The 20,225-nt window shown below is 66.0% G+C and carries 16 protein-coding genes; 7 read left to right on the top strand and 9 right to left on the bottom strand.

The window, feature by feature from the left end:
- The first annotated feature begins 43 nt into the window (after positions 1-43).
- A complete protein-coding gene (gene trpS, locus A5736_RS01015; protein WP_076122205.1) occupies positions 44-1,063 on the top strand; it encodes a tryptophan--tRNA ligase in 1,020 nt (339 codons plus the stop codon).
- Positions 1,064-1,067: 4 nt separating this feature from the next.
- Positions 1,068-2,069 (top strand): inner membrane protein YhjD, encoded by a 1,002-nt coding sequence (gene yhjD / locus A5736_RS01010; protein ID WP_076122206.1) that lies wholly within the window; start codon positions 1,068-1,070, stop codon positions 2,067-2,069.
- A gap of 4 nt (positions 2,070-2,073) precedes the next feature.
- On the opposite strand, the gene nagA is transcribed toward yhjD, so the two are convergent.
- Both nagA and A5736_RS01000 read right to left on the bottom strand, forming a co-directional pair.
- Positions 2,074-3,207, bottom strand: a complete 1,134-nt coding sequence (nagA, locus tag A5736_RS01005) for an N-acetylglucosamine-6-phosphate deacetylase (protein WP_076244014.1) — start codon at positions 3,205-3,207, stop codon at positions 2,074-2,076.
- Positions 3,204-4,586 carry a sugar porter family MFS transporter gene (locus tag A5736_RS01000; RefSeq protein ID WP_076244012.1) on the bottom strand — a complete coding sequence of 461 codons (1,383 nt, stop codon included), beginning with the start codon at positions 4,584-4,586 and terminating at the stop codon, positions 3,204-3,206. The genes nagA and A5736_RS01000 overlap by 4 nt, the downstream gene beginning before the upstream one ends.
- 122 nt (positions 4,587-4,708) lie before the next feature.
- On the opposite strand from A5736_RS01000, the gene A5736_RS00995 reads away from it, so the two are divergent.
- Positions 4,709-6,028, top strand: coding sequence for a hypothetical protein (locus A5736_RS00995; protein ID WP_076244010.1), 1,320 nt, complete (start codon positions 4,709-4,711; stop codon positions 6,026-6,028).
- An 8-nt stretch (positions 6,029-6,036) separates the two neighbouring features.
- Here the strand turns inward: A5736_RS00995 and A5736_RS00990 are convergent, their stop codons facing one another.
- From A5736_RS00990 to A5736_RS00980, 3 genes are all read right to left on the bottom strand, one after another.
- Positions 6,037-8,940: an RND family transporter gene (locus A5736_RS00990; RefSeq protein WP_076244009.1), complete on the bottom strand. Its 2,904-nt coding sequence runs from the start codon at positions 8,938-8,940 to the stop codon at positions 6,037-6,039.
- Complete coding sequence (locus A5736_RS00985; protein WP_076122211.1) at positions 8,937-9,374, bottom strand: MmpS family transport accessory protein; 438 nt, start codon at positions 9,372-9,374, stop codon at positions 8,937-8,939. Before A5736_RS00985 ends, A5736_RS00990 begins: the two co-directional genes overlap by 4 nt.
- Positions 9,375-9,507: 133 nt before the next feature.
- Complete coding sequence (locus A5736_RS00980; RefSeq protein ID WP_076244007.1) at positions 9,508-10,755, bottom strand: D-alanyl-D-alanine carboxypeptidase family protein; 1,248 nt, start codon at positions 10,753-10,755, stop codon at positions 9,508-9,510.
- 184 nt (positions 10,756-10,939) lie between these two features.
- Between A5736_RS00980 and A5736_RS00975 the strand changes: the two genes are divergently transcribed.
- Both A5736_RS00975 and A5736_RS00970 read left to right on the top strand, forming a co-directional pair.
- The gene (locus tag A5736_RS00975; RefSeq protein ID WP_076244052.1) at positions 10,940-11,176 is read left to right on the top strand and encodes a hypothetical protein; all 237 of its coding nucleotides are present in this window, start codon (positions 10,940-10,942) and stop codon (positions 11,174-11,176) included.
- 107 nt (positions 11,177-11,283) lie between these two features.
- A complete protein-coding gene (locus A5736_RS00970) occupies positions 11,284-12,525 on the top strand; it encodes a hypothetical protein (protein ID WP_076244006.1) in 1,242 nt (413 codons plus the stop codon).
- On the opposite strand, the gene A5736_RS00965 is transcribed toward A5736_RS00970, so the two are convergent.
- Both A5736_RS00965 and A5736_RS00960 read right to left on the bottom strand, forming a co-directional pair.
- Entirely contained in the window at positions 12,522-15,419 is a 2,898-nt protein-coding gene (locus tag A5736_RS00965) for an RND family transporter (RefSeq protein ID WP_076244004.1), read from the bottom strand. The two genes, A5736_RS00970 and A5736_RS00965, sit on opposite strands and share 4 nt — an antisense overlap.
- Before the next feature lie 85 nt (positions 15,420-15,504).
- Positions 15,505-16,833, bottom strand: a complete 1,329-nt coding sequence (locus tag A5736_RS00960) for an aspartate aminotransferase family protein (protein ID WP_076244003.1) — start codon at positions 16,831-16,833, stop codon at positions 15,505-15,507.
- Between the two features lie 29 nt (positions 16,834-16,862).
- Between A5736_RS00960 and A5736_RS00955 the strand changes: the two genes are divergently transcribed.
- On the top strand, positions 16,863-17,777 hold the full coding sequence (locus tag A5736_RS00955) for a sigma-70 family RNA polymerase sigma factor (protein WP_076244001.1): 915 nt from the start codon (positions 16,863-16,865) through the stop codon (positions 17,775-17,777).
- A 34-nt stretch (positions 17,778-17,811) separates the two neighbouring features.
- Positions 17,812-18,306, top strand: coding sequence for a PPOX class F420-dependent oxidoreductase (locus A5736_RS00950; protein WP_076244000.1), 495 nt, complete (start codon positions 17,812-17,814; stop codon positions 18,304-18,306).
- Here the strand turns inward: A5736_RS00950 and A5736_RS00945 are convergent.
- Together A5736_RS00945 and A5736_RS00940 are read right to left on the bottom strand one after the other, a co-directional pair.
- Entirely contained in the window at positions 18,273-19,358 is a 1,086-nt protein-coding gene (locus tag A5736_RS00945; protein ID WP_076243998.1) for an alpha/beta hydrolase, read from the bottom strand. The two genes, A5736_RS00950 and A5736_RS00945, sit on opposite strands and share 34 nt — an antisense overlap.
- Positions 19,359-19,424: 66 nt before the next feature.
- Complete coding sequence (locus A5736_RS00940; RefSeq protein WP_083667095.1) at positions 19,425-20,180, bottom strand: helix-turn-helix transcriptional regulator; 756 nt, start codon at positions 20,178-20,180, stop codon at positions 19,425-19,427.
- Positions 20,181-20,225 lie beyond the last annotated feature (45 nt).

The following is a 20,225-nucleotide window of genomic DNA, read 5'->3' as shown; positions in this document are numbered from 1 at the left end:
TGGGCCCGCACGAAAACCGGGGCGTGAAAAGATCGGGGGCATCATGAGCACCGCTACCGGACCCAGCCGCATCTTTTCGGGCGTGCAGCCCACGTCCGATTCGCTTCACCTCGGCAACGCGTTGGGCGCCGTCACCCAATGGGTCGCGCTGCAGGACGACCACGATTCGTTCTTCTGCGTCGTCGACCTGCACGCCATCACCGTCCCGCAGGATCCCGAGGCGCTGCGACGCCGGACCCTGGTGACCGCCGCGCAGTACCTGGCGCTGGGCATCGATCCGGCGCGCAGCACCGTCTTCGTGCAGAGTCAGGTTCCCGCCCACACGCAGTTGGCATGGGTGCTGGGCTGCTTCACCGGCTTCGGGCAGGCGTCGCGGATGACGCAGTTCAAGGACAAGTCGCTGCGCCAGGGCAGCGACTCCACCACCGTCGGCCTGTTCACCTATCCCGTCCTGCAGGCCGCCGACGTGCTGGCGTACGACACCGACCTGGTGCCCGTCGGCGAGGATCAGCGCCAGCACCTCGAGTTGGCGCGCGATGTCGCGCAGCGGTTCAACGCCCGCTTCCCGGACACCTTCGTGGTTCCCGACGTGCTCATCCCCAAGGTCACCGCGAAGATCTACGACCTGGGCGATCCGACGTCGAAGATGAGCAAGTCGGCGGCCACCGATGCCGGCTTGATCAACCTGCTGGACGATCCGGCGTTGTCCGCCAAGAAGATTCGCTCGGCCGTGACCGACAGCGAGCGCGAGATTCGTTACGACACCGAGGCGAAGGCGGGCGTGTCGAACCTGCTGACCATCCAATCGGCGGTCACGGGTGTCGGCATCGACAAGCTCGTCGAGGGCTACGCCGGGCGCGGTTACGGCGATCTGAAGAAGGACACGGCCGACGCCGTCGTCGAGTTCGTCAGGCCGATCAAGACGCGGGTCGACGAATTGCTGGCCGATCGCACCGAATTGGAGGCCGTGCTGGCCGCCGGCGCGGAGCGCGCCCAGGATGTGGCCGGGAAAACGGTACAGCGGGTTTACGATCGGCTGGGGTTCCTTCTCCAACGGAAGTAGATTCATGGATCGGCTGCGGGCCCGGTTCGGATGGTTCGATCACGTGATGCGCGCCTATGGGCGCTTCGACGACCGCAACGGCAGCTTCTTCGCGGCGGGCTTGAGCTACTACACGATCTTCGCGTTATTTCCCTTGCTGATGGTGGGTTTCGCGATCGTCGGATTCACGTTGTCCCGGCGCCCCCAGCTGCTGGACACGATTCAGAACCATATCCACGCCTCGGTGCCCGGTTCGCTGGGGCAGCAGCTGGTCCAATTGATGAACTCGGCGATCGACGCGCGGGCATCCGTCGGTGTGATCGGTCTGGCGACCGCGGCCTGGGCCGGCCTGGGCTGGATGTCACACCTGCGGCAGGCGCTGACCGAGATGTGGTGGGACCAACGCATCGACTCGCCGGGCTTCGTGCGCAACAAGTTATCCGATCTGCTGGCGATGCTGGCGACGTTCTTGGTGTTGATGGCCACCGTCGCGTTGAGCGCGCTCGCCCACGCCGCGCCGATGTCGGCCATGTTGAGGTGGTTTGGGATACCCCAGTATTCGGTGTTCGACCTGATCTTCAGGATCGTTTCGCTGGTGGTGTCCTGGCTGGTTTCCTGGCTGCTGTTCACCTGGATGATCGCCCGGCTGCCGCGTGAAAAGGTGAGCCTCGTCGCCTCGATGCGGGGCGGGTTGATGGCGGCGATCGGCTTCGAACTCTTCAAACAGGTGGGATCGATCTACTTGCAGACCGTGCTGCGCAGTCCGGCGGGCGCCGTGTTCGGTCCGGTGTTGGGCCTGATGGTGTTCGCCTACATCACCGGCTTTCTCGTCCTGTTCGCCGCCGCATGGGCCGCCACCGCGTCCACCGATCCGCGCGCCAAGCCCGTCGAGCCGCCGACGCCCGCGATCATCGCCCCGCGGGTACAGCTGCGCGAGGGGCCCAGCGCGCGTCAGACCCTGGCCGCGATGGCCGCGGGAGCCGTTGGTGCGCTGGCCTTTTCCCGCCTGACCCGCCGCAGGCGGTGACTGACTAGCCGGCCCGCCAGTCGCCGCGCACCATGACTGCGCGGACCCGCAAATCGCGGTCCAGCACAACAAGATTGGCGTCATAGCCCGCCCGCAGGCTGCCCACCCGCTGCAGGCCCAGCGCACCGGCCGGCGTCGCCGAGGTCATCTGGACCGCGGCGGCCAGTCCCGCATCGGCGGCCACGGTGCGAAAAAGCCGATCCATGGTGGCGGTGCTGCCGGCGATCGTCGAGGTTCCGCGCACCCGCGCCACGCCGGACTCCACGTCGATCGCCACCGAGCCGAGCGCAAACGCCCCGTCGTCGCAACCGGCCGCGGCGATCGCGTCGGTGATCAGGGCGATCCGGTCGGGCCCGGCCGCCCCGATCACCGCGCGTGTCATCGCGGGGTGGACGTGCACGCCGTCGGCGATGAGCTCCACGGTGACCCGCGGGTCCTGCAGCAGCGCGAGTGCCGGGCCGGGCTCGCGATGGTGCAACGGCGGCATCGCGTTGAACAGATGCGTGCCGACGGTGGCGCCCAGCGCGAGCGCGCGGTTGGTCTGCTCGTAGGTCGCATCCGTATGGCCCACGGCGACAACCACATCCGCGTCCAGAAAGCGCCGGATCGCGTCGTCACTCCCGGCCCGCTCGGGCGCCAGCGTGACCATCCGGATCGTTCCGGCGCCCGCGGCGAGCACGGCGTCGATCTCGGCGGGGTCTGGGTCGCGCATCTGGGCAGGGTCGAGCGCTCCGCAACGAGCCGCACTCAGCCACGGCCCCTCCAGGTGGATGCCGGCGACGACGCCCTGCCGGGTCGCGTCGGCCAGTGCCCGCACGCCGGCGATCAGCTCCGCGGGCGGGGCGGTGACCAGGCTGGCCAGCGTCGTCGTCGTGCCATGCGCCAGGTGGAACCCGGCGGCCTTGGCGATCTCCCCGGTCTGCAAGTAGGACGTGTACGACGCCCCGCCGCCGCCGTGCACGTGCATGTCGATAAACCCCGGCACCACAACGCAACCGGGAAAATCGCGGTCCGCGGGCCGCCTGGACTGATCCGGTGGCGGGCCGGCACCGCAGGCGACGATCTGCGCGCCCGACGTCTCGATCCATCCCGGCCGGCACACCTCACCGTCGAGTACGACGGTGCCCGCGCTGATCATGGGCCCGGGTTTTCCCAACGGCCACCGTTTTCCCAGAAGTGGCTTATCTCCTCGAGTTGGCGTCCCTTGGTCTCGGGAGCCGACCGGTGCACAAAGCCGAAGGCGGCCACCGCGAGGGTCGCGAACACCGCGAAAGTCCCCGCGCCGCCGAGGGAATGCAGCATCGTCAGAAAGACGGCGGCAACGATCGCGTTGGCCACCAGGTTGGAGGTGAGCATTGCGCTCGAACCGATGGACCGTAGCCGGGACGGGAAGCTTTCACTCGCGTACACCCAGCCCAGGGAGCCGAAACCCAGGGTGTAGCCGATGATGAACAACAGCACGCCGGCGAACCCGAAAAACAATCCGGCGCCGCCGAGATGGCCCTGGGCGAACACGGCGATCAGGACGACATCGGCGACGATCATCATCGCGATGCCGGACAACAGGATTGGACGGCGCCCCACCCGGTCGACGAGAAGCAGCGCGGTGCACACCGCCGCCAAGCCGGCGACCTGAACCAGTGCGGGCAGGGCCAGCAGCGCGAAATTGCCTTTGAAGCCCATGGCTTCGAATATTCGGGGGCTGTAGTAGATGATCGCGTTGATGCCGGTGATCTGGATCAGGAAACCGAGCGTGACCACGAAGGTGGTGGCCCGCAGATAGGGCCTGCGAAGCATCTCCAGCAGCATTTCGCGCAGCCCCCCGCCGCTTTCTTCCCGTATGGCAGTGGCGATTTCGGCGAGTTCGTCGTCGGCCTGTGCGCTGGCCTCCACGCCCAGCAGCGCTCGGCGGGCGTCGTCGGCCCGGCCCTTCAGCAGATACCACCGAGCGGTGTCGGGCAGCCGAGCCAGCAGCGGCAGGAGGAGCACCGCGGGTACGGCGGCGAGGCCCAGCATCCACCTCCAGCTGTGGGTGCCCGCCAACAGGTAACCGGTCAGGTAGCCGATGATCAGCGCGCTGACGATGGCCAGTTGATAGGCCGTCAGCAGCGAGCCACGCACCGCCGCCGGGGCCGATTCCGCGATGTATACCGGGACGACCACCACCATCACGCCGATGGTCAGACCGAGCACGAATCGCGCCGCCAACAGCATCGGTAGCGAGACGGAGAGCGCACCGACAAGCGCGAACACCGTGTAGCCGGCGGCGATCAGGATCATCGACTTCTTGCGCCCGATCGCGTTGGCCAGTACTCCGCCACCGAGCGCCCCGGCGATCTGGCCGACCACAACCATCGTCGTCAGGAGTTCTTGTTGCCGGGTCGTGAGTCCGAAGTCCTCGGTGATGAACAGTTGCGCGGCGGCGATGATCGACAGGTCGTATCCGAAGATGATGCCGAGGCTGGCCGCGGTGAGCCCAACCCGCAGGCCCCGCCGCGATGGGGGGGCTTGAGTCATTTCGGTGAGTCTAATGTTGCGGCATCGCGGCCTTGTCCCCCCATCGGGGGACACGCGAATTCCACCCGCGCTGCCCGATCGGCGGATACTTCTGTGACCTCAGCCACCATAAATTTGTCAGCATGCCCGCAGCCCTGGTACCCGCCCCGGCACAGCCGCGCGTGTTCGGTCGCCTGCTTTCCCAGGGCACCTTCTACAACGCAGGCATGCAACTCAGCAACGGCAGCGTGGTGCTGGCGTTCGTCTGCGCGCACCAGGGTCTCAGCTGGGTGGCCGCGCTGCTCTTTCCGGCCTACAGCCTCGGCGATATCGTCGGGAACTCGGTGTCTCCGGTGGTGCTGCAGCGGGTGGGTCTGATGCGGCACCGGCTGCTGGCGGCGTTGGTGGCGAGCGTGGCCGCACTGATCTTGTGCGACGCGTTCGTTCCTTGGAACGGCGGTCTCGCCGCGCCGGTGTTTCTGTTGACTTGCGGGGCAGCCGGAGTCCTCCTCGGGATCGCCGGCGTCGCGTACCCCGACCTGATCTCCAGCAAGCTATCCGCGGCGGGGCGTGGCGAGCTGTTGCTGTTCCAGGGTGCCACCGGGTCGGTGCTGGCCACCCTGGTCACGTTGTTCGTCGTTCCGGTACTGGCCCACGGCGACGAGATGATGTATCGCCGCGATCTGCTGTGGCTGGGCGCAGCCGGACTGGTCGTCTCGGCCATCGCGGCGCTGTCCGTCGGCCCGGTGCGGTCCGTCTCGAACACCACCCGGATGTCCGCGCGGCAGACCTACCGGCAGGGCTTCGCGGTCGCGCGCTCCCAGCCATGGTTTCGCCGGTATGTAACCGCGTGCCTGTTGTTCGCTCCGGTCACCCTTGGCACCACGTTCTATGCGCTGCGCACCGCCCACCACAACAGCAGCTTGCATGTGCTGGTGATCCTGTCGAGCATCGGATTGGTTTTCGGGTCGCCGCTGTGGCGCAAGGTTTTCCGGCTCTTCGGGGTGCGCGGCATGATGCTGGGCAGTGCCCTGCTCAGCATCGCCGCCGCCACGCTGACCGTGGTTGCCGAGGCGTGCGGCCAGTGGTTCCACGTCTGGGCGTACGGCACGGTGTTCCTGCTGGCGACGGTGGCGGGCCAGGCTGTCTTCGCCGCCGCGATTTCGTGGCTCAGCGCGGTGGCCGACGAGTCGCACCGCGGGACACTGATCGCGTTCAGCTCGACGCTGGTTGCTATCGAGGCCATGGCGCTCGCATTCGTGCTCGGCAGCATCGCGCAGAACCACACCGCGATCTGGCCGGACGTCGTGGTGCTGGTGCTGGCCGTCGCCGCGGCCATTGCGGCGCTGGGAGCACCGAAGTCGGAGACGCGACCGGCACCCGCCGATCGCGAGCGCACGGTGGCGTTCGCGCCCCGGTCCTTCGCGAGGGTCGCGCCGCCGGTGAGCCTTCAGGCCGCCTAGGTCAGGGCCTAGGTCAGGGGCCGTTCCGGCGACTTGTCGGCGGGCGTCTGCAACAGCGCGCGCACCAGACGACGGGCCGCGTAGGGCCGAAGCATCTGGCTGGCCGGGCGTGGGCGCACCCGTTGGGGCCACCAGAACCAGCGGCCGAGCAATGCGGCGATGGACGGCGTCATGAACGAGCGCACGATCAGCGTGTCGAAGAGCAAGCCCAATCCGATGGTGGTGCCGATCTGTCCGATGATCCGCAAGTCGCTGAAGATAAACAGCGACATGGTGACGGCGAAGACCATGCCGGCAGCGGTCACCACCCCCCCGGTGCCCGCCATCGCGCGGATGATCCCCGTATTCAAACCCGAATTGACTTCCTCTTTGAGGCGGGAGATCAGCAACAGGTTGTAGTCCGATCCCACCGCCAACAGCAGGATCACCGACATCGCCATGACCAGCCAATACAAATCGACGTGAAGCAGGTCCTGCCAGACGAGGACCGACAGGCCGAAGGATGAGCCCAGGGAGAGGAGCACCGTCCCGACGATGACCGCGGCGGCAATCACGCTTCGGGTGACGATCATCATGATGATCAGAATGAGGCTGATCGCAGCCACTCCGGCGATCAGCAGATCGTAGGTGGCGCCCTCTTGGATGTCGCGGAACATCGCGGCGGTGCCGCCGAGAGAAATCGCAGCGCCCTGCAAGGGAGTTCCCTTGATGGCTTCTCTTGCCGCCTGCTGGATCGGCTCCACCCGGCCGATGCCCGCGGGCGACTCGGGCTCTCCCTCGAGGGCAATGATGAAGCGGGCCGCCTTGCCATCGGGCGACAAGAACATCTTGAGGCCGCGCCTGAAATCCGGGTTGTCGAGGGCGGATTGGGGCAGATAGAACGAATCGTCGACTTGGGCGGCGTCAAAGACCCGGCCCATGGCCCCGGGGTCTTTGGTATTCATCTCTTGCTGCTTGTAGAACGACAAGAGTGTGCCGTGCCAGACGACCATCATGTCTCGCATGATCGTCATCGTCGACAGCATCGGCAGCATCTGCGCGCGCATCTCCGGCAAAAGCTTGACGAGGATATCTAGATCCTTGGCGAGGAATGCCAGCTTCTCGCTCAGCTGGTCCACATTGTCGAACGTGTCGAATACTGCTCGGATCGCCCAGCAGGCCGGGATATCGAAACAATGTTTCTCCCAGTAGAAATAGCTACCGATCGGGCGAAGGAAATCCGAGAGGTCCGCGAGGTGATCGCGAATTGTATCCGTGATATTTGACATGTCATGGGTCAGGCTGTCCATGTCGTTCGTATTGTCGATGATCTTGCCCATGATGTCGTACATGCGATGCATCGTTTCGATCGATACATCCATCGCCTGCACCTGGACCAGCATGTCGTCCAATCGATCCTTCATGAATCCCATGTTTTCGGCATTCGTGACGCCTTGCATGCTGATGAGGAATGGAATCGACGTGTGCTTGATGGACGTTCCCAGCGGCCTGGTTATCGATTTCACCTGTGCGATTCCGGGGCTGTGAAATATCGTCTTGGCCACCTTGTCCAGCACCAGCATGTCAACCGACGTGCGCATGTCGTGATCGCTCTCGAGCAACAGCACCTCGGGGTTGAGCCGTGCCAGCGAAAAGTGTCGGGCCGCGGCCCTATCCCCGACATTGGACGGCATAGCGGCCGGCATGTATTTGCCCAGCGCGTAAGTAGTCCGATAAGTCGGCAGTGCCAGCAGGCCGATCGACGCGATCAGGCACGTCGCGAAGAGCACCGGGCCCGGCCAGCGGACGATCGCGGTGCCCACTCGGCGCCAGCGCCGAGTATTGAGCCGTCGCCTGGGGTCGAACAGCTCGAAGAAGCTGGCGACGGTCAGCACGGCGGGGCCGAGTGTGATCGCGGCGAGGACGGCAACCAACATGCCGATCGCACAGGGTGCGCCGAGCGAGTGGAAGTACGGGAGTCGCGCAAAGCTGAGGCAACACATGGCGCCTGCGATGGTCAGGCCCGAGCCCAAAATCACGTGAACCGTGCCGTGAATCATGGTGAAGAAAGCGGTTTTTCGATCCTCGCCCGCGTAGCGCGCCTCGTGGTAGCGGCCGAGCATGAATATCGCATAGTCCGTGCTGGCGGCGATGGCCAACAGGGTGAGCAGGTTGACCGCGAAGGTCGAAAGGCCAAAGACGTTGTGAGCGGCCAGAAATGCCACGGTCCCGCGAATCGCCCCCAGCTCGATCCCGACCATGGCCAGGACCAGGGCCATGGTGACCACGGATCGGTAAATGAACAGCAACATCACCGCGATCACCACACCGGTAATCAGGGTGACCCTGCCGATGCTTTTGTCCCCGGCCACCGATTGGTCGGCGATCTGCGCTGTCGGACCGGTGACGTAGGCCCTGATCCCCGGCGGCGCCGGGGTGCTATCCACGATGTGCCGGACGGCGAAAACCGCGTTGTACGCCTCCGTCTCGCTTTTGCCGGCGAGATAGACCACGACGTACGCGGCCTTGTGATCCGCGCTTTGCGATCCCGTGGCGGTGAGCGGATCATTCCAGAAGTCCTGGATGTGCGCGACGTGGCGAGTATCGGCTGAAAGCCTGTGCAGCAGCTCGTTATAGAACCGGTGAGCGGCATCCGCGAGTGGTTTGTCGCCTTCCAGCACCACGGTGACCGCGTTCTCGGAATCAAACTCGCCGAACACCTTGCCGATTCGTTTTATCGCCTGAATCGAGGCGCCACCCTTGGGGCTCATGGATACCGAGTGCGCTTTTCCGACCGCTTCCAGTTGCGGGACAGCGATATTGAGAAGGGCCGTGAGCACCACCCACAACAGGACGATGGGCGCCGCAAACCGGCGGATCAGCCGCGGGAAGAGCGGCGGGCTGGAATCCGGGGCGGCGTCCGTTTCGCTCATCCGCCCGCCACTTCGCAATAAGTCAGGGCCTTTGGTCCGGTCACGGACCTCTCGTCTTTAATCGCGCCGTTCACGGTGATTCGGCAGCCGAGCATGTCGCCACTGCTCTGTGCCTCAAGGTTGACCGTGATCGCGGTCAGCGTCGTCGTCACCGTTTGGGACCAGGGGAGCGGCGCATTTTCCAGTTGCTGCACCCTGGCATCGGGATCCAAATAGGCGATTCTTGCGGACGTCGCGGGTCCGAAGATTTCATAGGTGACCTGTTTTGGGTTGTACGGCGGGATATCGCGATCGGCCTTAACCCTCACAACGGGGTGCCCGTGAACGCCAAACATCCCGTGCAGGCGATAGATGCCGAATCCCGCGACGCTGGCCACCGCGAGGACTGCCAGCAATAACCACATTCGTTTGACGAACCTGGTAACCCGAATCATCTTTTCCCTCGTGTTGTGCCACCGGGTCGAAATATCGCGTGTCGCGTCATTGCCGCGTCGTCGCATTAGCGACGAAAACGCTACCGCGAATGGACCGCAGCATCCTTGAGTTTCAACGAATTGTTATGTGCGGCTAGTGCTGCGGGCGGCGGTTCATCGAGCGCGCGACCATGATCAACGCGAACACGATGATGGCGCCGATGACGGCCACGCCCACCCGCACCGGCAGCGCGTCTGCCGACGGCAGGATCCCGCCCGCCTGGGCGTCGTTGGTCTGCCGGTCGGCCGCCGCGTCCGGCTTTGCGGCCATCAGCGAGCGGTCGGGTTCGATCAGGTTGCCGACTTGGGTGCCCGTCGGGGTGCTGAAGCCGTAGTCCAGCAGGTGCGCGGCCTGCTCCCACGGGGCGATCGGCTGCCGGGTCCCGTGCAGCAGCACCGCCATCAGGCGTCGCCCGTCGTGGTTGGCCGCGCCGACGAAGGTCTGCCCGGCGTCGTCGGTGTAGCCGGTCTTGCCGCCCAACGCGCCCGGGTATTTGAACAGCAGCTGGTTGTCGTTTTCCAGCTCGTAGCCGGGATGGTCGCCGTGGCCGGGGAAGTCGAACGTCCGGGTGGCCACGATGTCGGCGAAGGTGGGGTTCTGCCACGCGTACCGGTAGAACAACCCGATGTCGTAGGCCGACGTGCTCATGCCGGGTCCGTCCAGTCCCGACGGCGTCACCACCCGGGTGTCCTGGCCGCCGAGCTTGGCGGCCAGGATGTTGATCTTCTCCAGCGCCTGCTGCATCCCGCCCAGCTGCATGGACAGCGCGTGCGCGGCGTCGTTGCCGGAGTGCATCAGCAGCCCGTGCAGCAACTGGTTGACGGTGTACGTACCGCCGTCGTCCACACCGACTTTGGTGCCTTCGGCGGCCGCGTCGTCGGGGGTGCCGACGACGGACTTGTTGAGCGGCAGCGCGTTCAGGGACGCCATCGCTACGAGCACCTTGATGATGCTGGCCGGGCGGTGACGGCCGTGTGGGTCCTTGGCGGCGACGACGGCGCCGCTGTCGAGGTCCGCGACCAGCCAGGCGTCGGCGGAGACGTCGTTCGGCAGCGGGGGGGTGCCCGGCGCGGCGACGATGCCGCAGCCGCCGAGCGCGTCGCCGCCGACCGGCTTGGGCGGCACCGCCAGCGGGACCGGCGCGTCACCGGCTTGCGGCACCTCCGACGAATCCACCGCGGGCGGCGTGTTCACCTGGTACGGGCAGTTGGCGGGACCGGCGTTGGGTCCGGGGGTGGGCTCGGCGTTAGCAAACGCCGGCACAGCAACCGGCACAGCGATTGGGGCGCCGGCCATAAAAACGGCCGCTGCCAGGCATGACGCGGAACGTAACAGGCTCATTGTTTCAGCAGACTAGGCGATCGGAAGGTCAATTCCCGGGAGCCGCGCTGTGACTGATGGGGCAGATGTTACAAACTCGCCGATGCGGGCGCGGACGGCGCCGAAGCACTACGCTGACACCATTCAAAACAACCGATTTTGGTCCAGGTGGCGGCGCGACGGTGACGATTCCGCGCCGCGATCGCTGGAACAGTTGCTCAAGCAGGTCGAGAAGGGGACGCAGGTTCGCGGCTCCGGGGCCGACGGTGTGTTGGACGACCTGAAGCAGCATCGCGACAGCACCACCAACGCCGACCTGCGTTCGGCGCTCGCCTGGCTCTGCAACGCGCAATCGCGGCTGGCGAGCAGCCCGTCGCCGGCGCATTCCAGGGACGTGTTGCTGGCCGCGTACGAAGTCAAACGGGTCCTCGCCATCGGCTAAGCCGCTGGCGGGTCTGGCTGTTCCCCCGATCGGGGGACATGCGATTCGTCCGGCCGTATCCGATCGGAGGATAGTTCTGCCTGCTCAGCGCCCATAGTGTCGGTGCCATGGCCGGATCGCTGGACGGGGTTTCCGTACACACGAACCCGTTCCCGCGCCTGCCATCCCAGGGCGCGTTCTACACCGCCGGGATGCAGTTCAGCAACGGCGCGGTGGTGTTGCCGTTCATCTGCGCACACCTGGGGCTCACCTGGCTGGCCGCGCTGCTGTTTCCGGCGTACGGGCTTGGCTCCATCGTGGGGAACTCGGTGTCTCCCGCGGTCCTGCGGCGAGTGGGCCAGGTGCGGCACCTGCTGCTGGCGGCGATGGCGGCGAGTGCGGCCGCGCTGATCTTGTGTGGGGCTGTGATCCGTTGGAGTGGCGTGCTCGCCGGGGCGGTATTTCTGCTGATGAGCGCCGGGGGCGGAGTCCTCGTCGCGGTATCCAATGCCGCCTACCCGGACATGCCGCCCAGCAAGCTGTCCGCGCTGCGGCTGCTGATGGTCCAGGGGGCCATCGCGTCGGTGGTGGCCACCGTTGCCGCACTGTTCCTGGTGCCCGGGTTCGCCACCGGTGACAAGGCGACGTTGCACCGCGATCTGCTGTGCCTGGGCGCATTCGGCCTGGCCGCCGCCGGATTCGCGGCCCTGTTCGTCGGCCCGGCGAGGTCCACGTCGACCGCCCCGAGGATCTCCGTGCGCGACACCTGCCGCCAGGGCTTCGGGGTCGCCCGCACCCAGCCCTGGTTTCGCCGATACGTGATCACGTGCCTGTTGTTCGCCCCGCTCTCGCTGGGCACCACCTTCTACGCCCTGCGTACCGCGCACGAGAGCGGCACGCTGCGTGTGTTGGTGGCCCTGTCCAGCGTCGCACTGGTCATCGGTTCCGCGCTGTGGCGCAAGGTCTACCAACTGTTCGGCGTTCGCGGCATGCTGCTGGGCAGCGCCCTGCTCAGCGCCGCCGCCGGCGTGCTGGCCATCGCGGCAGAGGCGCGCGGCCAGTGGGTTCACATCTGGGCCTACGGCAGCGTGTTCCTGCTGGCGACGGTGGCCGCCCTGGCCGTCTTCGCCGCGGCGATTTCGTGGATCGGCGTGGTCGCCGCCGAACCCCACCGCGGGATACTGATCGGGTTTTGCTCGATGCTGCTCGCCATCGAAACCACGGCCCTGGGAGGCGCCCTCGGCGGCATCGCACAAAACCACGCCACGATCTGGCCGGTCGCCGTCGTGCTGATCCTGGCCGTCGCCGCCGCCGTCGCGGCACTGGGCGCACCCGCGTCGCAGCCGCGCGTCGCCGCGGAGCCGGCCTAGCGCCGGGTCGGCTGCGCCGGCTTTTCGGTGGGCGTCTGCAACAGGGCGCGCACCACGCGACGCGGTCCAGACGGCCGAAGCATGTGGCTGGCGGGGCGCGGGCGCACCCGTTGGGGCCACCAGAACCAGCGCCCGAGCAGCGCGGCGATGGACGGCGTCATGAACGAGCGCACGATCAGCGTGTCGAAGAGCAAGCCCAGCCCGATGGTGGTGCCGATCTGTCCGATGATCCGCAAGTCGCTGAAGATAAAGAGCGACATGGTGACGGCGAAGACCATGCCGGCGGCCGTCACCACCCCTCCGGTGCCCGCCATCGCGCGGATGATCCCCGTATTCAGACCGGCACCGATTTCCTCTTTGAGCCGGGAGACCAGCAACAGGTTGTAATCCGATCCCACCGCCAACAGCAGCATCACCGACATCGCCAACACGAGCCAATACAGATCGATGCCGAGCAAGTCCTGCCAGACGAGCACCGATAGGCCGAACGAGGAGCCCAGCGAGAGCAGCACCGTGCCCACGATGACCGCGGCGGCAACCACGCTTCGGGTGACGATCATCATGATGATCACGATGAGACTGATCGCAGCCACTCCGGCGATCAGCAGATCGTAGGTGGCGCCCTCTTGTAGGTCTTTGAACGTCGCGGCGACGCCGCCCATCGAGATCACGGCGCCCTGCAGCGGAGTTCCCTTGATGGCTTCTCTTGCCGCCTGCTGGATCGGCTCGACACGGGAAATGCCCTCAGGCGTGTCGGGCTCTCCCTCGAGGGCAATGATGAAGCGGGCCGCCTTGCCATCGGGCGACAAGAACATCTTGAGGCCGCGCTTGAAATCCGCGTTGTCAAAGGCGGATTGGGGCAGATAGAACGAATCGTCGACCTGGGCGGCGTCGAAGTCCCGGCCCATGGCGCCGGGATCTTTGCTATTCATCTCCTGCTCGTTGTCGAGAGACGCAAGTGTGCTGTGCCAGACCAGCATCATGTCCCGCATGATTTTCATCGTCGATAGCATCGGCAGCATCTGCGCTCGCATCTCCGGCAAGAGCCGGATGAGAACGTCCAGATCCTTGGTGAGAAATCGCAGCTTCTCGCTCAGCTGGTCGACATTGTCGAACGTGTCGAATACCGATCGAATCGCCCAGCAGACCGGGATATCGAAACAATGTTTCTCCCAGTAGAAATAGCTACCGATCGGGCGAAGGAAATCCGAGAAGTCCGCAAGGTGGTCCCTTATCAAGTCGGTGATGTCCGACATGTCGTGGGTGAGGTGATCCATGTCGACGGTGTCGTCAACAACTCCGCCCATGAGTTGATACATGCGCTGCATCGCTTCGATCGACTCATCCATCGCGTGTACCTGGACCATCATGTCGTTCAATCGGTCCTTCATGAACCCGATGTTTTCGGCGTTCACTACGCCTTGCATGCTGATGATGAACGGAATCGACGTGTGCTTGATGGACGTTCCCAGCGGCCGGGTTATCGATTTCACCTGCGCGACGCCGGGGCTGTGAAAGATCGCCTTCGCTACCTTGTCCAACACCAGCGTGTCCACCGGATCGCGCATGTCGTGATCGGATTCGAGCAACAGCACCTCGGGGTTGAGCCGCGCCTGCGAAAAGTGTCGACCCGCGGCCGCATCCCCGACATTGGACGGCATGCTAGGAGACATGAATTTGCGTAGGTCGTAAGTCGCCTTGTAAGTCGGCAACGCGAGCAGGCCAATCGACGCAACCAGACTTGTCGTCACGAGTACTGGGCCGGGCCAGCGGACGATTGCGGTGCCCACTCGGCGCCAGCGCCGGGTGTTGAGCCTTCGCTTGGGGTCGAAGAGTTTGAAGATGCTGCCAACGGCCAGCACCGCCGGCCCGAGCGTGAGTGCGGCGAGAACCGCAATCAACATGCCGATGGCACAAGGAGCGCCGAGCGTCTTGAAATACGGAAGCCGGGCAAGGCTCAGGCAATACATGGCGCCGGCGATGGTCAACCCCGAGCCCAAAATCACATGGGCGGTCCCGCGAAACATCGTGTAAAAGGCCGTTTTTCGGTCCTCGCCCGCATAGCGCGCCTCGTGGTAGCGGCCCAGCATGAAGATCGTGTAGTCCGTGCTGGCGGCAATGGCCAACAGGGTGAGCAAGTTGGTTGCGAACGTCGAAAGACCGAAAACGTTGTGGTAAGCCAGAAACGCGACGGTCCCGCGGATTGCCCCCAGGTCGACCACGACCATGACCAGGACGAGAACCATGGTGACCACGGACCGGTAGATGAAGAGCAACATCACCGCGATCACCGAGGCGGTGATCAGCGTGACCTTGGCGACGCTCCTGTCACCAGCCTCCGTCTGATCGGCGATCAGCGCGTACGGGCCGGTGACGTAGGCCTTGACCCCGCGCGGCGCCGGGGTGCCATTCACGATATGCCGGACGGCGTGAACGGAGTTGTACGCCTGCGTTTCGTTGTTGCCGACGAGATACACCACAACGTACGCGGCCTTGTCGTCCGCGCTTTGCGATCCGCCCGCCGTCAGGGGATCACTCCAGAAGTCCTGGATGTGCGCGACGTGACGGGTGTCCGCCGAAAGCTTGCGCATCAGGTCGTCGTAGAACCGGTGCGCAGTGTCGTCGAGTGGCTTGTCGCCTTCCAGCACAATCGTCACCCGGCTGTTGGAATCAAACTCGCCGAATACCTGACCCACATGCTTGATCGCCTGAACCGCGGGCGCGTCTTTCGGACTCAGCGATACGGAGCGTGCTTTTCCGACCACTTCCAGCTGTGGGACGGCAATATTGAGAATGGCTGTGAGCCCTAGCCATAACAGGACGATCGGCACCGCAAAGCGGGTGATCATCCGCGGCATGAACGGCGCTTTGGGGGGCCGGCTGAGAGCGCCCATCGCGCAGAACGTACACCTGCGACGGGCAAGCGCGACTTGTATTTCAGCTAATCGTTATGTTTGCCGGCGTTCAATCTACGGCAATTCAGGCCGACTCCACCTCGCGGAGCACGGTGCGCAGGATGGATTCGATCGTGTCGAACTCAGCCTGGCCGCTGATCAGCGGTGGGGCCAGCTGGATGACGGAATCGCCGCGGTCGTCGGTGCGGCAATACAGCCCGGCCTTGAACAGCGCCGCCGAGACGCGGCCCAGCAGCGCTCGGCGTTCGTCGTCGCTGAAGGTCTGCTTGGTCGCCTGATCCTTGACCAGTTCGACGCCGTAGAAGTATCCGTCGCCGCGCACATCGCCCACGATGGGCAGGTCGTACAACTTCTCCAGGGTGGCGCGAAATGCCGGCGCGTGCGTCTTGACGTGGTCGTTGAGACCCTCCCGCTCGAAGATGTCGAGGTTGGCCAGCGCCACCGCGGCCGACACCGGATGCCCGCCGAACGTGTAGCCGTGCGGAAACATCGTCTTGCCGTCGTCGAAGGGCTCGAACAACTTCTCGCTGGCGATCATCGCGCCAATCGGTGAGTAGCCCGACGTCATGCCCTTGGCGCAGGTGATCATGTCGGGCACGTAACCGAAGTCGTCGCAGGCGAACATCGAGCCGATCCGGCCGAACGCACAGATCACCTCGTCGGAGACCAGCAGCACGTCGTACTCATTGCAGATCTCGCGGACCCGTTCGAAATAACCCGGGGGCGGCGGGATGGAGCCGCCGGCGTTCTGCACGGGTTCCAGGAACACCGCCGCGACGGTCTGCGGGCCCTCGAACTCGATGGCCTCGGCGATCCGGTCGGCGGCCCACTGCCCAAAGGCTTTCGGGTCGGTGTCGAACGGTTCGGGTGCGCGGTAGAAGTTGGTGTTGGGCACGCGGAAACCGCCCGGCGTCACCGGCTCGAATGGCGCCTTGTACAACGGCAGCCCGGTGATCGCCAGCGCGCCCTGGGTGGTGCCGTGGTAGGCGACCGATCGCGAAATCACCTTGTGTTTCCCGGGTTTGCCGGTGAGCTTGAAGTACTGCTTGGCCACTTTCCACGCGGTCTCGACGGCCTCGGTGCCCCCGGTGGTGAAGAACACCCGGTTGAGGTCGCCCGGCGCGTAGCGCGCGAGGCGTTCGGCGAGCTCGATTGCGGGCGGGGTGGCATAGCCCCACAGCGGGAAGAACGCCAGGGTGCTGGCCTGCCGGGCGGCGACCTCGGCGAGTTCAGCGCGGCCGTGGCCGACCTGCACGGTGAACAGACCGGACAGCGCGTCGAGGTAGCTCTTGCCGCGGTCGTCGAAGATGGTCACGCCCTCGCCGCGGGTGATGATCGGCGGCGTGAAGTTGGGGCCGTGCCGGGTGAAATGCAGCCAGAGGTGTTCGGTCATCGCCGCGAGCGTAACGCTAGGCTCGCGATATGACCGCAGCGCAGCAGGTCAGCGAGTTCGAAGAGCTGCGGCCGCATCTCCTGTCGGTCGCCTACCGGCTGACGGGAACGGTGGCCGACGCGGAGGACATCGTCCAGGACGCCTGGTTGCGCTGGGATTCCGCGGAGACCGCGGGCGCGATCACCGACCTGCGCGCGTGGCTGACTACGGTGGTGAGCCGGCTCGGGCTGGACCGGTTGCGCTCCGCCGCGCATCGCCGCGAAACCTACACCGGCAATTGGCTGCCCGAGCCGGTGGTCACGGGTTTTGACGAGCCCGATCCGCTGGCCGCGGTCGTGGCCGCGGAGGACGCCCGGTTCGCGGCGATGGTGGTGCTCGAACGGCTCACTCCCGATCAGCGGGTCGCGTTCGTGTTGCACGACGGGTTCGGCATGCCCTTCGCGGAAGTGGCCGAGGTGTTGGGGATCAACGAGGCCGCCGCCCGTCAGCTGGCTTCGCGGGCCCGCAAGGCCGTGGCCGCCGAACCGCCCCCGGAGCCCGACCCGTCGCACAACGAGGTGGTTGGCCAGCTGATGGCCGCAATGTCCGCCGGCGATGTGGAGGCCGTGGTGGCGCTGCTGCATCCGGACGTGACGTTCACCGGCGATTCGAATGGCAAGGCGCCCACCGCAGTTCACGTCATCCACGGACCGGAGAAGGTGGTCCGGTTCATGCTCGGCCTGGCCCGCCGCTACGGCCCCGATTTTTACACGGCCTATCAGCTGGGGCTGGTCAACGGCGAGCTGGGCATCTACACGGCCGGCTTCCCCGCCAGCGACGGCTACCGGGAGATGTGTCCGCGGGTGATGGCGATGACGGTGCGCGACGGAAAGGTTTGCGCCCTGTGGGATATCGCCAACCCCGACAAATTCACCGGTTCTCCGCTGCGGCGTGAGCGGCGGTAAGTCAATCGAGTCAAGAGGGGATTGGAGAGAGTACATGGCCGGCAGCGTCGCCGAAGCGATGGGCAAGTTGATGTTCCGCGCCATGGACAAGATGCGGCACCGCAGCGCCTTTGACGTCGGCGCCAGGACCCCGCAAGGTACGGACTTCAGCGGTTTCGAGAAGACGCGGCAGATCCTGTTGGTGACGTTCAAGCGTTCCGGCGAGGCGATGCCGAGCCCGATCAATCACGGCGTCGCCGGCGGGAAGATCTACGTGCGCACGGATGGCTCCACCGGAAAGGTCAAGCGGATCAAGAACAATCCGCGCGTCGTGGTGGTGCCGAGCAGCCTTCGCGGCAAGCCGAGAGGGCAAGCTGTGGCCGGGGTGGCCAGGATTCTGCCCGAGTCCGAACATCCGCACGCGGACAAGGTGATCGCGGCAAACTGGAGCCTGCCGATGAAGTTGTTCGAGCGCAGTCTGGACAAGGGCAGCGCCGCGTTCGACATCCCGACCACCTACATCGAGATCGCACCCGCGCCCGAGGCTTGATCAGCGCGCATCGTTTCCAGCCCGACCCGCAGCGCACCCGCTGCCTCGCTGGCCGCCTCGGCGAACCGGCCGCCGAGGCTGACGAAGTTGAGGTATGCGTGGGGCAGGTCAGCCTGACGTGTGAATGCGACCGGGATTCCGTTGGCGCGCAGCGTTTTCGCGTATGCCTCGCCGTCGTCGCGGATCGGATCGAAACCGGCGCTGGCGACATAGGCGGGCGGCAAGCCGGTGACGTCGCCGTGCAGCGGTGACAGTCGCGGATCGGCGCGATCGGTTCCCGGCGGTATGTAGTTCGCCAGCGCCCACTCGAGGTTCGCGTCGCTGAAGGTGGAGCCCCGGGCGAACAGGTCGCGCGACGGACGGCGCGTGCTGAGGTCTGTCGGCGGATACATCAGCAGCTGAAACGCCGGCACCGGACCGCCCCGCCGCACCGCCTGCTGCGCGGTGACAGCCGCGAGATTGCCTCCGGCGCTGTCGCCGCCGACCGCGATGCGGCCGGGGTCCGCGCCCAGATCGGTGGCGTGGCGGTGCGCGTGCGCGAATGCGGCGACGGCGTCGTCGACGGCCGCGGGGAACCGGTGCTCGGGCGCCCGCCGGTACTCGACCGACAGCACGCGCACGCCGGCGTGGCTCGCGAGGTACCGGGCGACGGGGTCGTGGCTCAGGCGTGAGCCGACGGAGAAGCCGCCGCCGTGGAAATACACCAGCAGCCCCGACGGCTCGGGCACGTCCGCGGGCGTGTACAGGGTGGCCGGGACGCCGCCGTGCTCGGCGGGGATGGTGATTTCCCGCGTCGCGATGGGGACCGGCGATTCGTACGGCATGATTCGCGAGAGTTGGTCATAGCGCGCGCGGGCGTTGTCGACGGGGTCGGTGAAAACGTCGGAGCCCGAGAGGTTTTTGAGCCGGATCACCAATTGCGCGTCGAGGGTGAGTTCCTGCCCGTCGATGCGGACCGGAGGGCCGGCCAACAACCGTCGGACCGGTCTGGGCAACGCGAAGAGGGCCCGGATGACGGCGGCCTTCGTCTGGGTACCTAACGGTGCTGTCATGGGATTTGTCCGTTCGCCATGTCCCAAGCGTGGGTCAGCGGCGAACGGGGCGCTTGTATGGATCCGTCAGATCTCGCGAACCGCTTGCGCGAAGGAGCGCGGGGCTGCGCCGGTCATCTCCCAGCACACCTTGTTGGCGTGCGAGCCGTCGGCGAATCCGGCCAGGTGGGCGGCATCGGTCACGGAGTGCCCGTCGAGGAGGTGGCCGACGGCGGTCACCAGCCGCTGCCAACGGATCGTGGCCGACAACGAGACGCCGGTCTGTTGTCGGCATAGCCGCCCGAGGTAATCGGGCGACAGCGCAACGGCATTCGCGACCGAGGCCACGTCGACGTGGGCGGGAACCTGGCTCGACACGACGTCCATCGCCCGCCGCAGCTGTGGGTGAACGGACGGCGGTTCGCCCGGGCGCCGGTCGTGTGTCCCGCACAGCTCGTCGACGAGTAAGTCCGCCGCGGCGCGTGGGCCGTCGGTGGCCAGCGACGCCGCGGCCGCCTCGGCCAGTCGTTGCCCGTCGTCCACGATCCAGACTCCGTGCCGGCCGCGGCTGTGACCCAGCGTGTTCAGCGCAAAGCCCTGCGGTGTCTGCAACCCGAAGTACAGCGTCAACGCCCCGGATCCCGAATCCGACCGCACGGCGTGGCGGGCTCCGCTGGCGACGACTACCAGCCGGCACACGTCCTGTGCAGCGCCGTCGCGCGTGACCGTAACGGGACCCTGCGCACCGACTGTGACCTGAACCGCGGGGTGGTGGTGGACGGCGAGGTCGGAGAATCCGCCGCCCGCAATTAGCCGCCCCGGCTGCACATCCCAGACGCGCATGCCGCCACTTTAGCGCCGGCCCGCGGTACGGGATCCGTCGATTGG

This window comes from Mycobacterium sp. SP-6446 (assembly GCF_001954045.1).
Lineage (GTDB): Bacteria > Actinomycetota > Actinomycetes > Mycobacteriales > Mycobacteriaceae > Mycobacterium.
Note: the sequence above shows the minus strand (reverse complement) of the source record. Positions and strands in the feature narration are given on the sequence as shown.

Bases quoted from the DNA above. Each gene is read 5' to 3' on its own strand.
- yhjD (WP_076122206.1), top strand. From the start codon at position 1,068: ATGGATCGGCTGCGGGCCCGGTTCGGATGGTTCGATCACGTGATGCGC.
- A5736_RS00960 (WP_076244003.1), bottom strand. From the start codon at position 16,833: ATGACCGAACACCTCTGGCTGCATTTCACCCGGCACGGCCCCAACTTC.
- A5736_RS00945 (WP_076243998.1), bottom strand. From the start codon at position 19,358: ATGACAGCACCGTTAGGTACCCAGACGAAGGCCGCCGTCATCCGGGCC.
- A5736_RS00970 (WP_076244006.1), top strand. From the start codon at position 11,284: ATGGCCGGATCGCTGGACGGGGTTTCCGTACACACGAACCCGTTCCCG.
- A5736_RS00995 (WP_076244010.1), top strand. From the start codon at position 4,709: ATGCCCGCAGCCCTGGTACCCGCCCCGGCACAGCCGCGCGTGTTCGGT.
- trpS (WP_076122205.1), top strand. From the start codon at position 44: ATGAGCACCGCTACCGGACCCAGCCGCATCTTTTCGGGCGTGCAGCCC.
- A5736_RS00950 (WP_076244000.1), top strand. From the start codon at position 17,812: ATGGCCGGCAGCGTCGCCGAAGCGATGGGCAAGTTGATGTTCCGCGCC.
- A5736_RS00990 (WP_076244009.1), bottom strand. From the start codon at position 8,940: ATGAGCGAAACGGACGCCGCCCCGGATTCCAGCCCGCCGCTCTTCCCG.
- A5736_RS00980 (WP_076244007.1), bottom strand. From the start codon at position 10,755: ATGAGCCTGTTACGTTCCGCGTCATGCCTGGCAGCGGCCGTTTTTATG.
- nagA (WP_076244014.1), bottom strand. From the start codon at position 3,207: ATGATCAGCGCGGGCACCGTCGTACTCGACGGTGAGGTGTGCCGGCCG.
- A5736_RS01000 (WP_076244012.1), bottom strand. From the start codon at position 4,586: ATGACTCAAGCCCCCCCATCGCGGCGGGGCCTGCGGGTTGGGCTCACC.
- A5736_RS00965 (WP_076244004.1), bottom strand. From the start codon at position 15,419: ATGGGCGCTCTCAGCCGGCCCCCCAAAGCGCCGTTCATGCCGCGGATG.
- A5736_RS00940 (WP_083667095.1), bottom strand. From the start codon at position 20,180: ATGCGCGTCTGGGATGTGCAGCCGGGGCGGCTAATTGCGGGCGGCGGA.
- A5736_RS00985 (WP_076122211.1), bottom strand. From the start codon at position 9,374: ATGATTCGGGTTACCAGGTTCGTCAAACGAATGTGGTTATTGCTGGCA.
- A5736_RS00955 (WP_076244001.1), top strand. From the start codon at position 16,863: ATGACCGCAGCGCAGCAGGTCAGCGAGTTCGAAGAGCTGCGGCCGCAT.